This window comes from Ensifer sp. R1-3 (genome assembly GCF_056739175.1).
Genome location: NZ_CP096516.1, coordinates 73,412 through 87,640 on the forward strand (window position 1 = coordinate 73,412; position 14,229 = coordinate 87,640).

13 protein-coding genes are annotated in these 14,229 nt (G+C 63.1%); 1 reads left to right on the forward strand and 12 read right to left on the reverse strand.

Going from position 1 to position 14,229, the window contains the following annotated elements:
* Positions 1–10 precede the first annotated feature (10 nt).
* The 6 genes from M1D43_RS17655 to M1D43_RS17680 form a co-directional block, all read right to left on the reverse strand.
* Positions 11–943, reverse strand: a complete 933-nt coding sequence (locus tag M1D43_RS17655) for a 2-hydroxyacid dehydrogenase (protein WP_010975033.1) — start codon at positions 941–943, stop codon at positions 11–13.
* 2 nt (positions 944–945) lie between these two features.
* The gene (locus M1D43_RS17660; protein WP_010975034.1) at positions 946–1,671 is read right to left on the reverse strand and encodes a ribonuclease activity regulator RraA; all 726 of its coding nucleotides are present in this window, start codon (positions 1,669–1,671) and stop codon (positions 946–948) included.
* A 26-nt stretch (positions 1,672–1,697) separates the two neighbouring features.
* On the reverse strand, positions 1,698–3,419 hold the full coding sequence (gene araD, locus M1D43_RS17665) for an L-arabinonate dehydratase (protein ID WP_014527618.1): 1,722 nt from the start codon (positions 3,417–3,419) through the stop codon (positions 1,698–1,700).
* 134 nt (positions 3,420–3,553) lie between these two features.
* Positions 3,554–5,758 (reverse strand): amylo-alpha-1,6-glucosidase, encoded by a 2,205-nt coding sequence (locus tag M1D43_RS17670; protein ID WP_010975036.1) that lies wholly within the window; start codon positions 5,756–5,758, stop codon positions 3,554–3,556.
* A gap of 129 nt (positions 5,759–5,887) precedes the next feature.
* The gene (locus tag M1D43_RS17675; RefSeq protein WP_017273130.1) at positions 5,888–6,988 is read right to left on the reverse strand and encodes a glycosyltransferase family 4 protein; all 1,101 of its coding nucleotides are present in this window, start codon (positions 6,986–6,988) and stop codon (positions 5,888–5,890) included.
* A 480-nt stretch (positions 6,989–7,468) separates the two neighbouring features.
* Positions 7,469–7,855: a RidA family protein gene (locus tag M1D43_RS17680; RefSeq protein ID WP_013850168.1), complete on the reverse strand. Its 387-nt coding sequence runs from the start codon at positions 7,853–7,855 to the stop codon at positions 7,469–7,471.
* Between the two features lie 80 nt (positions 7,856–7,935).
* Between M1D43_RS17680 and M1D43_RS17685 the strand changes: the two genes are divergently transcribed.
* Positions 7,936–8,187 (forward strand): hypothetical protein, encoded by a 252-nt coding sequence (locus tag M1D43_RS17685; protein WP_162145577.1) that lies wholly within the window; start codon positions 7,936–7,938, stop codon positions 8,185–8,187.
* 60 nt (positions 8,188–8,247) lie between these two features.
* Here the strand turns inward: M1D43_RS17685 and M1D43_RS17690 are convergent, their stop codons facing one another.
* From M1D43_RS17690 to M1D43_RS17715, 6 genes are all read right to left on the reverse strand, one after another.
* Entirely contained in the window at positions 8,248–8,589 is a 342-nt protein-coding gene (locus tag M1D43_RS17690) for a type II toxin-antitoxin system RelE/ParE family toxin (protein WP_164836866.1), read from the reverse strand.
* Positions 8,586–8,861 (reverse strand): type II toxin-antitoxin system ParD family antitoxin, encoded by a 276-nt coding sequence (locus M1D43_RS17695; RefSeq protein WP_003536795.1) that lies wholly within the window; start codon positions 8,859–8,861, stop codon positions 8,586–8,588. Before M1D43_RS17695 ends, M1D43_RS17690 begins: the two co-directional genes overlap by 4 nt.
* A gap of 702 nt (positions 8,862–9,563) precedes the next feature.
* On the reverse strand, positions 9,564–10,460 hold the full coding sequence (locus tag M1D43_RS17700; RefSeq protein ID WP_013850166.1) for a LysR family transcriptional regulator: 897 nt from the start codon (positions 10,458–10,460) through the stop codon (positions 9,564–9,566).
* Positions 10,461–10,581: 121 nt separating this feature from the next.
* The gene (locus M1D43_RS17705) at positions 10,582–12,108 is read right to left on the reverse strand and encodes an ABC transporter ATP-binding protein (protein ID WP_088195085.1); all 1,527 of its coding nucleotides are present in this window, start codon (positions 12,106–12,108) and stop codon (positions 10,582–10,584) included.
* Between the two features lie 9 nt (positions 12,109–12,117).
* The gene (locus M1D43_RS17710) at positions 12,118–13,050 is read right to left on the reverse strand and encodes an ABC transporter permease (RefSeq protein WP_127576827.1); all 933 of its coding nucleotides are present in this window, start codon (positions 13,048–13,050) and stop codon (positions 12,118–12,120) included.
* An 8-nt stretch (positions 13,051–13,058) separates the two neighbouring features.
* The gene (locus M1D43_RS17715) at positions 13,059–14,156 is read right to left on the reverse strand and encodes an ABC transporter permease (RefSeq protein WP_013850163.1); all 1,098 of its coding nucleotides are present in this window, start codon (positions 14,154–14,156) and stop codon (positions 13,059–13,061) included.
* Positions 14,157–14,229: the final 73 nt, after the last annotated feature.

The following is a 14,229-nucleotide window of genomic DNA, read 5'->3' on the forward strand; positions in this document are numbered from 1 at the left end:
CGCAGCCGCATCACGCGCTTCGGCTCTCGAAATGCTCCACCAATGCGGCGACCATGCTGTCGCCCATCTGTTGCCGCGTCTCGCGCGTGCCGCTACCCATGTGCGGCGACAGGACGACGCGCGGGTCGGTGCGGAGCGCTTCCGGGACGAAGGGCTCCTTCTCGAAGACGTCGAGGGCCACGCCGGCGATCCCGTTTCCGGCCAGCGCCGTGATGAGCGCCTGTTCGTCGACGATCGTGCCGCGCGAGACGTTCACCAGATAGCCTTCCGAGCCAAGGCTCGCGAGCACGGCGGCATTGACGAGCCCGATCGTCTCGGGACTCGCAGGGCAGGTGACGATCAGGAGATCGGCCCAGGCCGCGAGCGCCCCGATGCCGTCGAAGTAGGGAAGGTCGACAGGCTTCCGTCTCGGGCCGTAATAGGCGGTCGGCGCTCCCATCACGCTCAGCCGGGCGGCGACCGCCGAGCCGATATGTCCAAGCCCGACGATCCCCGTCTTCATCGATCTCAGCGAGCGGCCGAGCGGGAAGGCGCTCTCGCCCCACTTGCCCTCGCGCACGAAATCGTGGCCGCGCATGAGGCCGCGCGTGGCCGAAATGCTCAGTGCAAGCGCAAGATCGGCGACATCCTCGGCAAGGATCTTCGACGTGTTGCGGACGACGACGCCACGGGCATGCGCGGTCTCGACATCGATGCCGTCGAGACCGGCGCTGTAGCTGGAGATGATCTCCAGCGCCGGCAGGCGGTCGAGCATGGCCGCATCGATATGGGCGTGCCTGACGGCGATGCCGCGAATACGCGCTCCGTACTCGGAAAGAAACGGCCCGATCGCCGAGGCATCCCTCGGCAGCCGGACGGTATTGAAGGTTTCCTTCAGTTCCAGATCGGTCTTTTCCGGCAGTTCGGCGGCCTGAAGGATGGTGATGTCCCGGAGCATCGTCATGCCTAGCGTCCCTTGGTCCGGCGCCAGGCTGCGAATTCCGTCTTCGTCTCATCCTTGGTGGCGGGATAGAGGCCGATGATGGAGCGGCCCTTCAGGACTTCCTCGGTGACGAAGTCTTCGAAGGCCGTCATCTCGACGGCTTCGGCGGCGATCTCGTCGGCAAGATGCGCGGGGACGACGACCACGCCTTCGCGATCCCCGACGACGACGTCTCCCGGCCAGACGGCGACGTCGCCGCAGCCGATCGGAACGTTGATGTCGAGCGCCTGGTGCAGCGTCAGGTTCGTCGGCGCGGAAGGACGGCTGTGATAGGCGGGGATGTCGAGCTCGCCGATTTCCGGGCTGTCCCGGAAACCGCCGTCGGTGACGACGCCGGCGACGCCGCGCACCATCAGCCGCGAAACCAGGATCGAACCCGCGGAAGCCGCCCGCGGATCCTTCCGGCTATCCATCACCATGACGAAACCGGGTGGGCACTTCTCCACGGCCGCGCGCTGCGGGTGTTCGGGATTTTGAAAGGCGGAAAGCTGGTTCAGGTCTTCTCGCGCCGGGATGTATCGAAGGGTAAAGGCCTGGCCGACCATGTTCTTCGCCTTCGGCGCGACCGGACGAACGTCCTGGATGAACTGGTTGCGCAGGCCGCGCTTGAAGAGGGCGGTGCACAAGGTGGCGCAGCTTACGCCTTCGAATTTCCTGCGTGTCTCGTCGGACAGAACATAGGTGGTCATGTTTCCTCCCTGGGAAGTTCGTGAAATCAGAAAATGTCGGGCTCGCCCACGGCTGTTCCGAAGGCGGTTTCGAGAAAGTCGAAGTCGCAGCCTTCATTGGCCTGCTTGATGTGCTTCGAGAACATCCAGCCATAGCCTCGTTCGTATTTGTCGGCGGGGCGCGTCCATGCGGCCCGCCGCATCGCCAATATCTCCTCGTCGACCAGCATGTCGATCGTCCGGTTCGGCACGTCTACGCGGATGATGTCTCCGGTCCTGACGAGCGAAAGGGGCCCGCCGACATGGGACTCCGGCGCCACGTGCAGAATGCAGGCGCCGTAGCTCGTCCCGCTCATGCGGGCGTCGGAGATGCGCAGCATATCGCGATAGCCCTGCTTCAGGATCTTTTTCGGGATCGGCAGCATACCCCATTCCGGCATGCCGGGCCCGCCCTTGGGCCCCGCATTTCTGAGGATGAGCACGTGGTCGGGCGTGACGTCGAGATCCTCGTCGTCGATGGCGGCCTTCATCTCCGGATAGCTGTCGAACACGAGCGCCGGCCCCTCATGGACCCGCAGCCGCTCCTCGCAGGCGGACGGCTTCACGACGCAGCCATCCGGCGCCAGATTGCCCTTGAGGACGGCCAGCGAGCCTTCATGATAGATCGGGTTGGAAAGCGGCCGGATGACGTCGGAATTGTGCACCTCCGCCCCTTCGAGCGTCGCCCCCAACGGAAATCCGCTCACCGTCATCGCGTCGAGATGCAACAGCTCCTTCATCTCCGCCATCAGCGCGCGCAGGCCGCCGGCATAATAGAAATCCTCCATGAGGTACTGCTTGCCGGAAGGCCTGATATTGGCGATGACGGGCGTCGTGCGGCTGATCCCGTCGAGATCTTCGAGCGTCAGCGGCACCCCGGCCCGTCGCGCCATGGCGATGAGATGTACCACGGCATTGGTCGAACAGCCGGTCGCCATTGCTACGGCACTCGCATTTGCGACCGACTTCTCGGTGATGATCTTCTCAGGTCCCAGCTTCTCGTGAACCATCTCGACGATCCGCCTGCCGCATCGCGTGCTCATACGGATGTGGTTGGCGTCGGCTGCGGGGATCGAGCTGGCGCCGGGAAGCGTCAAACCGAGCGACTCGGCGATCGCCGTCATCGTGCTTGCCGTTCCGAAGGTCATGCAATGGCCGTAGGAGCGGGCGATCCCCTCCTCCACGCCGATCCATTGCTCATCCGTTATCGTTCCCGCGCGGCGCTCGTCCCAATACTTCCATGCATCCGAGCCGGAGCCGAGATGCTCGCCCTTGTAGTGCCCGCGCAGCATCGGGCCGGCCGGCAGGAAGATCATCGGGAGGCCGGCGCTGATCGCACCCATGACGAGGGCAGGCGTGGTCTTGTCGCACCCGCCCATCAGTACGGCCCCGTCGATCGGGTGGCCGCGCAGCAATTCCTCCGCCTCCATGGCCAGGAAGTTTCGATAGAGCATCGTCGTCGGCTTGAGCGAGCTTTCCGAGAGCGACTGCACCGGCAGTTCGACGGGAAACCCGCCGGCCTGCAGCACGCCGCGTTTCACGTCGTCGATCCGGTGCTTGAAATGAGCGTGGCACGGATTGAGATCCGACCATGTGTTCAGGATGGCGATGATCGGCTTCTCGCCCCAGTCCTTGGCGTCGTAGCCCATCTGCATCAGGCGGGAGCGGTGACCGGAAGAGCGCAGGTCATCGGGGGCAAACCACCGTGCGCTACGAAGTGTGGATGTCATTGGCTTGGATATTCCCGACAGGTGGATCTTCCACGCGGGTGTAGCATGGCGGGAAACAGGGCACAATACACTAATGCATTAGTGTAGATCTGGCGGGCCGGGAGCAGCCTCCAGTGCTCCGGCCACGTTCTAACTCAATGCGTCGTCAGCACCTTCACTCCGCCCCTCCGCTCCAGGACGTCGACCACGACCTGGGATCTCGACCGTCTCAGGGCTATGTCGACCATGCCCGAACCGACCCGCAGCCGTTTCAGCACGACCTCGTCCAGGAAGGGCGGGAGCGTCGGCTCGTTCAGGGTGACATGCATCCTGCCGGCATCGAAGCCGAGTCCGATCATCGACTGGAGCAGATAGAGAGGGGCAGCCGCCGCCCAGGCCTGCGGGACGCAGGAAACCGGATAGAAGGTCGGCCCGCGGGCGCGCTGGCGCGCGAAGCCGCAAAATAGCTCCGGCAGACGTCTGAGGTCGGTGTAGGTGGAGGCAGCGAACAGCCCTTCGAAGATGCTCGCCGCCTCGGCTTGAAAGCCGTAGCGCACGAAGCCTGCCGCGATCAGCGCATTGTCATGCGGCCAGACGGAGCCGTTATGGTAGCTCATCGGATTGTAACGCGCCTCCGAGGCGGCGATCGTGCGCACGCCCCAGCCGCAGAAGGAGGATTGCGCCATCAGCGTCGACACTACCCTGCCGGCGCGCTCCGGCAGGGCGATGCCGGTAAAGAGCGCATGGCCTGCATTGGAGGAGCGGACGCGGCAGGGGTTCTTTTCCCCGTCGAGGGCCAGCGAATAGGTTCCAAGCTCATCGTCGAAAAAGGCCGTGTCGAACCGGATGCGCAGCTCTTCGGCCCGTCGTTCGAGCCTCAGCGCATCCTCTACATGGCCGAGCTTGCGCGACAGCCGCGCGGCCGCCTGCCAGGCGCCGAAGACATAGGCCTGTACCTCGGCGGTCGCGATCGGCCCCGAGGCCAGATTGCCCCCGGCATGGAAGATCGAATCGTGGCTGTCCTTCCAGCACTGGTTCACCAGGCCCTTTGCGGTGCGGCTTCCATATTCGACGAAGCCGTCGCCGTCGCGGTCGCCGAAACGGTCGATCCAGTCAAGCGCCGCCACCACGTTCGGCCAGAGGTTCCGCACGGTATCGAGATCGCCGGTGCGATCGAGATAGGCGCCGGCAAGCATGATGAAGAGAGGGGTCGAGTCGATGCTGCCGTAATAGCGCCGGAAGGGCACCTCGCCGAGTTCCGCCATTTCGCCGTAGCGCATCTCATGCAGGATCTTGCCCGGCTCCGCATCGGCGGCGGGGTCGAAATCGGTCGCCTGATTGGCGGCAAGATGCCTGAGCACGCCTTTCGCGATTTCCGGGTCCAGCCAAAGTGTTTCGAGCGCGGTGATGAGCGCGTCGCGGCCGAAGACGGTGCTGAACCAGGGGATGCCGGCGTAAGGGTAGGGACCTTCGGGTGTCTCCGTAAGCAGCATGTAGAGGTCGGTGACGCTGCGCCTCACAGCCTCGTTGAACACGGCGTTGGAGGTCACGACCGCGGCGGCGCGCGAGGCGGAATAGCGCAACGCCCTCCTGGCATCGCGCAACGCCAGAAAGAAGGTGAAGGCCGGAGGGTGCGGATTGTCTTCGAGACTGTTGCAGGCGATTTCGATGAAGATCGATTGCGCCTGATGCGGTGCGAGTTCGACGACAAAGCTCGCCTCCCGTCCGGTGAGCCTCTGCGGCTCCGGATCGAAGCGGAGCGTCGTGCTGCGGGTCTGGCCGTCGAGGCCGTCATAGGCCAGGACGACCCGGGCGTTGCCGACCAGCGCGCTGTGATGGGTGCCGCGGCGTCGCCTGGGGGTGCCGCGCACCTCGAAAAGGTCGGCGAAGTCGGCGGCGAAGGACAATTCGACCTGCAGCCTTCTCGGCACTTCATCGAAGTTTCGGAGGACCAGGCGTTCGTAGCAGGCCTCCTGCCAGAGGAACCGGGTACGCCGCACGTGAATGAGGTCATGCTTCAAGACCTCGCCACCGGGATCGAGCACGAGAGCCGGGTTGGTGAGATCGCAGTCGAGCGTGGCATTGTCGTCCCTGAGCGTGGAACTCAGCAACAGCGACCGGGCGCCGTTCAATGTCAGCACGAACTCCGACAGATGGCGGGTGTCGCGGTGGAAGATCCCCTCCGGATTGGAAGGAGAGGAAAACGCATCGCCGTTGTGGTCGAACACTGCGAAGGTATCGCCGTGTTTCAGCGATCTGGAGCTTCGCTCGTAACGCGAGACCGCTGCGGGTCCCAGGTCGTCCGCAGATGTCACGTCGGGGGCGGCTTCGGCCGGCCCCCCGGAGAGATTGGTTCCCATCGGATCGGTCTCCGTTGCATAGGAGCAGGGTGAGGGTGGTGCGTGCCGTTTTCCGCCCGCATCCCGCTCTCGCTCCTCGAGTAGATCACGATGCGTTCAGGTCGATCAGAACTCATCCGTGATCCGGTATCAGGCGACCCTGGCAGAGCCGAGGCCGGCACCGCTTTCGTTCGCCGCATGGATCGGCATGACCCTTTGAGCGCCGCCTGCCAGGGCGCGATAGAGATCCAGATAGTCATCTGCCATGCGTCGGGCGGTGAAGCGTCTGTCGAAGGTCGCCCGGACCGTGTGGCGATCGAGCCGGTCGAGATCGTGGACCGCCTTCACGGCCTCCTCCATGCTGTCGACGATAAAGCCCGACACGGCGTGGTCGATCACCTCCGGCACCGCGCCGCAGCGGAAGGCGACCACCGGCGTGCCGCAGGCCATCGCCTCGATCATCACCAGCCCGAATGGTTCGGGCCAATCGATCGGGAAGAGGAGGGCGCGTGCATTTCCGAGGAATTCGCCCTTCTGACATTCGTCGATTTCGCCGATGAATTCGACATTCGGATAGCGCCGGACAAGCGGCTCGATCTCGTTCAGCCAGTAGGCCTCGTCCGCTTTGTCGACCTTGGCGGCGATTTTCAGCGGCATGCCGACCCGGGCAGCGATTTCGATCGCGCGGTCGGGCCGCTTTTCGGGCGAGATGCGGCCAAGGAAGGCGAGATAATCGCCCCTCGGCTGGCCGGTGAAGGGAAGGACGTCAGGAGCCAGACCATGATGGACCGTGGCGACCCAATTGACCGGCGGCATCGGTTTTCGCTGGTCGTCGGAGATCGAAATCAGGGGAACATCCGGGAATGCGGCGTAGAAGGGCTGGAGGTCGGGCAGATCGAGGCGGCCGTGCAGCGTCGTCACCGTCTTTCCTGCGAGGCTGCGAACGAGGGGAAAATGCAGGAGATCGATGTGGAAGTGCAGGACGTCGAAGCCGTTGGCCTGCCGGCGCACTTCCTCCAGCATCAGCATGTGATAGGGGATAGGATCCTGAACCGCAGGGTTCAATCTCAGCGCCATATCCGAGCAGGGGATGAGCTTTGCCGAGGTCATCGAGTCGCCGCTCGCGAAGAGCGTGACCTCATGGCCCTGTCGGACGAGCTCTTCCGTCAGGTGGTGAACGACGCGCTCGGTTCCGCCGTAGAGCTTCGGCGGGACACGTTCGAACAGCGGTGCGATCTGGGCTATCTTCATGAACGACGCTCCTTTGGATCGGGATGTCATGAAGCGTTGTGGGCCTCCATTGTGAACCTCCGGGGGCCGGACGACATCTATGATCTAGTCGATGCGCCGTGCTCTTCAAGAGCAACGGCGAACCGACGCGACCGGATGATCACGGATCTGTTCTTTATGGAGGTGGGGGCTCAGGCCGCTCTTGCCGCCTCCACGAAAGCCGCGATCTTGTCGATATCCTTGCGAAAGCCGCCTCCGGGAAGCGGCTAGTTCGTGTGGGTGAGGGAATCGTCCGCCCAGGGGCGGACGGCTTCGATGGCCGCCTGAACGTTTTCCGGCTTGAATATGCTCTTCCTCAACGGTTAGGCCGCTGAACGGCACCTGGCAGATCGGCGCATCGGCGGACGCGCCGGAAGGCTTCGACCTCGGTTATTTCGCCTTCCCGCCTGAGAGCAGCCAAATAGCTACGGCCCTATGTGAAGAGCGGGCCGGCCAGCGATCTCATGCGGCAGCTACCACCTCGATCTCGACCAACCATTCCGGGACAAGGGTTTCGGCCACGATCGCAGTTGTCGGGATACGACGATTGCCCAAAGCCGCAATGCGGACATTCTGGTTCGCCTCGGCATAAGAGGCATCGCGCAAGTAGCTCGTCAACCGCACAATATTGTCGGTCGTCATGTTTGCTTCGGCGAGGATGCGCCGGATATTGGACCAGATCAGCGATAGCTGTTCTTCCAGGCTGTCTGGAGCCTTCCCTTCGGGATCAAGCCCCATAGTGCCACTGACAAACAGAAACCGTGCCGCGCCGCTCACCTCCATCGCATGCACATAGTCGTCGGTAGCTGGATAGATGCCGTTGCGCGGGTTCCGTGGAATCATCTGCATTCGGAGTGTCCTTTCGTCTGAGTCGGCAAGCATCAAGCCTCGGCGGGCGCATCGGCTAACGCCCGATAAAGGGTCGCACGATGCACACCCAAGAGCCGAGCGACCTCGGCCCCGTCTTTTCCTCGTCTTTGATGAGCTTCCGGGCGTTTTCGATCTGCGCGGCGGACAGGGCAGGGGAGGGACCGAACCGCACGCCTCGCGCCTTCGCCGCGATCCGGCCGGCGCTGGTGCGCTCTACGATCAAGGACCGCTCGAAATCCGCGATCCCGGCGAACGCGGTCGACACCATGTGGCTACGCGCTGCCACGCTTCGAGGCTGTCGAACGCCATGAGGCTCATACCAGCTCGCCAGGGTGTTTCCCCCATGACGACGCTGGCGACACGCGGCACAGCTAGGATTCGTCGTCGTCATGCTCGATCTCCGTCAAATCCCCGTCCCGCAAAGGTGCTTCGTAGCCTTGGCCGCCGTAATAGACGCCGATGATATTCACGGTGCCGTCCGCTACCTCAAACAGAATCGTCACACGCCGGCGAAACGCAAGCGTTCGCAAGCCTGGCCGAAGATCGTCGCGGCGCGTGCCTCGGTGCGGAAAGGTTTGCAGCTTCCCGCAATAGTCCACGATGGAATCGACATAGCGCGCCGCCACGGCGGGCGACGCTGCCTCGGAAATATCGACTTCCAGCGTGGCGAGCTGGTCGCGAGCCTCCGGGGTGAAATGAACGGTGTGCGTCACGCCGGGTCAGATCGCTTACGCTTGCTGGCAAGATGCTGGCGTACCTGGTCAACGCTGAGCGCCCGGCTCGGGTTGGCCTTTAGCTTGTCGTAGGCGGCAACGCCTTCCGTGCGCAGCCAGCTTTCAAGGGCCTTGTCGCGCGCCTGCAAGGCGCGCAGCCCGTCGCGGATAACCTCGCTCTCGCTGGCATACTCGCCCGACGAAACCTTCGTCTTGACCATCTGTGCCATTTCATTCGGCAACGTGACGCTGAATTGTTGCGTGCTGCGCATGGGAATCTCCCGTTTCGGATCGTGCTAAGTAGGATTGAACACTACCACACATAGACCGATCGGGAAACGCAGCAAACGGTCGGAGCGATCCTGCCTCCATGATTGCACGCAAGCATGATGGCTTGGCAACTATTCCCCGCCCTCACGAACGACCGGGAAATTGTATTTGCGAAAAGCAGGTTCAGCGCCTTGGCCACAAGCCGCTCCTGCGGAATCCGCTAACCCTTGTCGTCGCGCGTTCGAAAGCTGACTTCTTCCAGCGTTTCCCAATAGGCGGGCTGCAATTGGTGGGTTTTGGCTGTCTCGCCAGCCCGTATAGCGGAATGTAGGTGCCGGCCGGCAGCGGGCTGGCAGCAGGCCGCTTCGGCTCTACCGGCGTGTCGGAAGCGGCCGGAGCTGCTGGCGCGGCCGCCGGCTGTTCGGCCGTCTTGATGGCGGTGTCGAGAATGCGCTTACGGAAGAAACGAAGGTGCTCTATGTCGAGGCGATCGCCGGAGTTGGCGCATGCGCGCAGCATCGTGGTGATCTGCGAATAGCTTAGCGTCGCCGGCGGTCTGCCGCCCGCGTGATTTCGGGGTCGACGTCGTCGTCGAGATCGCGACCACGTTCATCGGCGGACAGAATGATGCCGTGGGCGGAGTCATCACCCTCAATCCGACATCCTGCCGCCGGACTGTCTCGAAGACGGGGAAGTGCCCTAAATCACGAGAGCTTGCGGCTCGCTCCCATGAGAAACTCCTTCATTTTCGCGGCCGCCGGCGAGAGCATCGGTTGGCGGTATTGCAGAATGGAGATGTTGCGGCTGATGACCGGATCGACCAGCTCGACGATCCGGACGTCCACATTGGTCGTGAGCTGGCGGGAGTTTTCCGGAAGGATCGCGATACCCAGGCCCTCCGCCACCATGCTGATCGCCGTCGTCGAGAAACGCACCTCGTATCTCGTCTTGACCTCTACACCGGAGGCGATCAGCGCGCGGTCGACGAGCCCGCGCAGGGGATTGTCCTTTGCCAGTCCGATCAGGCCCTCGCCTGCAAGGCTTGCCCAGCTCACCTGCCGCGCCTTTGCGAATCTGTGGTCGGAGCGGCAAATCAAGGTGAGCTGGTCCCGCATCAGCACGCTGGCCTGGATCTCCGGATCGTCGGCAGAAACGGTGCCGATGCCGAGGTCCGCCTCGTTCCGCTTCAATGCGGAGCGGATCTCCTCCTCCGGCATGTCCCGCACCTGCACCGATATGTCGGGATAGCGCTTGACGAAGCGCGCGATGACCGGCGGCAGCAAGGTCGCAGCAAGCACGATTGCCGCCGCGATCGTGACCCGGCCGCGCTGCAGGCTCGCCAGTTCGTGCACATTCGCAACCGCTATCTCGAGGTCCGACATGACCTTGCGGGCCTGCGGCAAAAATTCCGCTCCGGCCGTCGTCAGGCTGACCATGCGTGTGTGCCGGTCGAACAGCCGATGCTTGAGGGCAACCTCCAGATCCTTGATCAGGATGCTGATCGCCGACTGTGTAAGTCCGAGGTGATCGGCTGCCAGATGGAAACGCCCGAGTTCGGCCACGGCAATGAAGGCCTGCAACTGGCGAAGTGTCACATTCATCGGTACTTCTCTGTCTCGCGCCAGGCAGCAGCGCTGCCTGTTCCCGTTCCGCTTGAGCCAAGTTCCCCTTTTTCGGGCGCAAAAACAATGGATGTACCCGCGATCGCCTTAGACCGGTTCCTCAAGCTGCCGATAGCGGAGATTTGCCGGCCATCAGCAGCCCGATCTCTTCCAGACGGCTGCGGTCGGGCGGAATCTCGCCGACGAGGCGGCCTTCATACATGACGAGGATGCGGTCGGAGAGCGTGAACAATTCCTCGAGCTCCGTGGATATCAGCAGAATGGCCTTGCCGGCGCTGCGCTGCTCGAGAATCTTGTGCATCACCAGCTCGGTCGCTCCGATGTCGATACCGCGCGTAAGCTGATTGATCAGCAGGAAATCGAACCGGCGGTCCAACTCGCGCCCGACGACGAGCTTCTGCTGATTGCCGCCCGACAAATTCCGGATGCGGTCGCCCGGTCCCGACGCCTTGACCTTGAAGTGGCGCATGAGATCACGGGTCTGCCTCGTGATCTCGTTCAGGTCGAGCAATCCACGAGACGAGAAGGGAGGCTTGTCGAACCGCTGAAGGATCACATTCTCCGTCAGTGGCAGCGGCAGCACGATGCCCATCCTGTGGCGGTCCTCGGGGATATGCGCCATAGGCAATTGATTGATCTCGTAGGATGACAGGCCCGCCAGCTGGGTCCCGTCGAGCGTGACGCTGCCGGAGGCAACCGGAAGAAGCCCCGTCAGGGCCAGCGCCAGCTCGCTCTGGCCATTGCCGGAGACTCCTGCGATCCCGACTATTTCATTGGCCCTGACCTCGAAAGATACGTCTCGCAGTGCCGGAAGCCCGGCTTCGCCGTCGCAGCTGAGATGCTCGACCGACAGCACGACACGGCCGGGCTCGAGAGGTGCCCGCGGCAAATCCATCAGAACGTCTCTGCCGACCATCATGCGCGCCAGCTCGCGCGCGGTCGTCTCGGACGTTTTCACCGTACGGACGACCTTGGCATCGCGCATGACGCTGACGCGATCACTGACGCGCATCACCTCGTCCAGTTTGTGCGAAATGAAGATGACCGTCTTTCCGTCTGCGACGAGTTGGCGAAGCAGATGCAGGAGACGGTCGGTTTCCTGAGGCGTCAGGACCGCGGTCGGCTCGTCCAGGATCAGCAGTTCGATGCCGTGGTAGAGCACCTTCAAGATCTCGACCCGCTGCCGTTCGCCAACCGACAGGCTGGAGACGAGCGCGTCGGGCGCGACGTCGAGACCGTAGCGGTCGCTGAGCTCCAGAATGCGCGCATGTACCGCCCTCATGTCGCGGATCATGCTGAAGGGCGAGCCCTGTCCTAGCACGTAGTTTTCCGCGACCGTGAGGTTGGGGACCAGCATGAAGTGCTGGTGGACCATGCCGATGCGATGTTTGATGGCTTCGCGGGGGGAGCCTAGCTTGAGTGGCCGTCCCTTGAAGACGATCTGCCCTTCATTGGGCGAGAGAACACCGCAAAGAATGCTCATCAGAACGGTCTTGCCGGCGCCGTTTTCGCCAAGCAGCGCGTGAATCTCGTTCTCCTCGACGTCGAGGGTCACGCCTGCGCTGACGATGAGCGGTCCGAATCGTTTATGGATTCCATCCATCAAAAGCAGTTGTTTGCCCGCCATTTCTCCCCCTCAGCTTTTCTTGTAGGCGACGCCGAGCATGCTCGGTGTGTCGACCCGGTTTCGGACAAGTATCAGCGCCGCGATCGTCATGACGTAGGGCAGAGCCTGGAAGAGCTGATAGGGAAGGAAGAGCACCGGCTGCGCCTGCAATTGCAGCTGCAGCGCATAGAACACCCCGAAGAGCAGCGAGACGATGAAGGCGCCGATGGGCGACCATCTCGCAAAGACGACCACGGCAAGGGTGATGAAGCCGCGGCCCGAGGAAATGCCTTCGACGAACTGGTTGGAGTGGGCGAGCGTCAGGAAGGCGCCGCCGAGCGCCGCGAGCGCCGAGCAGATAAGCACCGCGCCGTAGCGGTAGAGCGCCACGCTGCGGCCCGAAACGTCGACAGCCTTGGGATGCTCGCCGACGGCGCGAAGCGTCAGTCCGAACGACGTCCTGTAGAGCACGAAGACGGCAAGCGCGGCCACCGGTAGCGTGCTGTAGACAAAGGCGTTCTGCCGGAAGAACGCTTCGCCGAAGAACGGCAGATCGCTCAGCCACGGCAGATCGACAGGCTTGGCGATTTCGATGCCCTTGCCGGCCGAGGAAAAATAGGCGCGGAACAGAAAGGCCGTCAGGCCGAGGCCGAGCAGGTTGATGGCGGCGCCCACCACGATCTGGTCCGCCTTGATCGTGATGGTGAAGAACGCAAACAACAGGCCGACGAGAACACCTGCCGCGACCGCCGCGGCGACACCGAGCAGGATGCTTCCGCTGGTGAAGGCGGCGGCGAAACCCGCAAAGGCACCCGCAAGCATCACGCCTTCGAGGCCGATATTGAGGACACCGGCGCGCTCGGAAAACACTTCGCCGATCGATGCGAACATCAGCGGCGCTGCCAGCCGCCATGAGGCTGCAATGGTCGCGGCGAGAAAGCTCAGGCTAGCTACATCTTCCATGGGTCCACCTATTCGGAAGGGCGCATCGACGGGATCCGCAACACGGCAAATCCCACGACCGAGAGAATGACGATGCCCTGAATCACGAGCACGAGAACCTGAGGCACCTGTGCCGTGATCTGCATGAGCTCGGAGCCGCTTCGCAGAATTGCAAACAAGAGGCCGGAGAAGACCGCTCCGATCGGATTGTTGTTTGCGAGAAGAGCGACCGCGATGCCTTCGAAGCCATAGCCCGGAGAGATCGACTGAAAGAGCCGCCGGGTGACGCCGGCGATCTCGAAGGCCCCTGCGAGCCCGGCCATGCTGCCGCTCAGGCAGATCGACAGCATGATGTTCCTGGGAACGCTGATCCCGGCATAGCGCGCGGCGTCCGGGCTGATGCCGACCACCCTCAGCGCATAGCCCCGGGTGCTGCGGAACAGAAAGATGTACATCACGACGGCCAGCGCCAGGGCGACGAGGATGCCGATATGGAGGCGGGTCGGCGGCAGGATGCGCGGCATCCATGCCTCCTGGACCAGCCGGGCCGATTGCGGATAGGCCGCAGCCGCATCCCGCAGCGGGCCGGTCACGAGATAGCTCGTCATGATAATGGCGATGTAATTCAGCATGATCGTCGTCACGATCTCGCTGGCCCGGAAATAGACCTTCAGAAGTCCGGCGATCGCCGCCCATGCCGCACCTGCAAGAGCGCCTGCAATCATGACCAGCGGGACGTAGATCCACGCGGTCAACCCGTCGAAGGAAACGCCGACGGCGGTTGCGGCGATGGCGCCGGCATAGAATTGCCCCTCGGCGCCGATGTTCCAGATGCTGCAGCGGAAGGCGACGCAAAGGCCGACGCCGATCAGGATCAGCGGCGTTGCTTTCAGGAGAATTTCGGCGATCGAGCGGGTGTCCTGGAAGACGCCAAGCACCATCACATCGATCACGGCGCGTGCTTCGTAACCGTTGAAGGCAAGGAGCGCCGCGCCGCATGCGAGAGCCAGAACAACAGCGGCGGCCGGCTGGATAATCGTGCGTAAAGGACCGAGCAGGCCTCGCCAAAGGGCGCCATAGGCCTGGGGGACGACCGCCAGCGGCTGTCCACTTTCACTGTTTGCCATGAGTTTGCTGCCTTCGGATTAGGAAAAGCCTGAAGCTTTCCATCGAACAATCGATCGAAGCGGTTATCGTGGC

What these genes read in the sequence shown, in the direction of transcription:
- M1D43_RS17675 (WP_017273130.1), bottom strand. Translation starts at nt 6,988, where the DNA reads ATGAAGATAGCCCAGATCGCACCGCTGTTCGAACGTGTCCCGCCGAAG.
- M1D43_RS17715 (WP_013850163.1), bottom strand. Translation starts at nt 14,156, where the DNA reads ATGGCAAACAGTGAAAGTGGACAGCCGCTGGCGGTCGTCCCCCAGGCC.
- M1D43_RS17670 (WP_010975036.1), bottom strand. Translation starts at nt 5,758, where the DNA reads ATGGGAACCAATCTCTCCGGGGGGCCGGCCGAAGCCGCCCCCGACGTG.
- M1D43_RS17705 (WP_088195085.1), bottom strand. Translation starts at nt 12,108, where the DNA reads ATGGCGGGCAAACAACTGCTTTTGATGGATGGAATCCATAAACGATTC.
- M1D43_RS17655 (WP_010975033.1), bottom strand. Translation starts at nt 943, where the DNA reads ATGACGATGCTCCGGGACATCACCATCCTTCAGGCCGCCGAACTGCCG.
- M1D43_RS17695 (WP_003536795.1), bottom strand. Translation starts at nt 8,861, where the DNA reads ATGCGCAGCACGCAACAATTCAGCGTCACGTTGCCGAATGAAATGGCA.
- araD (WP_014527618.1), bottom strand. Translation starts at nt 3,419, where the DNA reads ATGACATCCACACTTCGTAGCGCACGGTGGTTTGCCCCCGATGACCTG.
- M1D43_RS17710 (WP_127576827.1), bottom strand. Translation starts at nt 13,050, where the DNA reads ATGGAAGATGTAGCTAGCCTGAGCTTTCTCGCCGCGACCATTGCAGCC.
- M1D43_RS17660 (WP_010975034.1), bottom strand. Translation starts at nt 1,671, where the DNA reads ATGACCACCTATGTTCTGTCCGACGAGACACGCAGGAAATTCGAAGGC.
- M1D43_RS17685 (WP_162145577.1), top strand. Translation starts at nt 7,936, where the DNA reads ATGCACACCCAAGAGCCGAGCGACCTCGGCCCCGTCTTTTCCTCGTCT.
- M1D43_RS17680 (WP_013850168.1), bottom strand. Translation starts at nt 7,855, where the DNA reads ATGCAGATGATTCCACGGAACCCGCGCAACGGCATCTATCCAGCTACC.
- M1D43_RS17700 (WP_013850166.1), bottom strand. Translation starts at nt 10,460, where the DNA reads ATGAATGTGACACTTCGCCAGTTGCAGGCCTTCATTGCCGTGGCCGAA.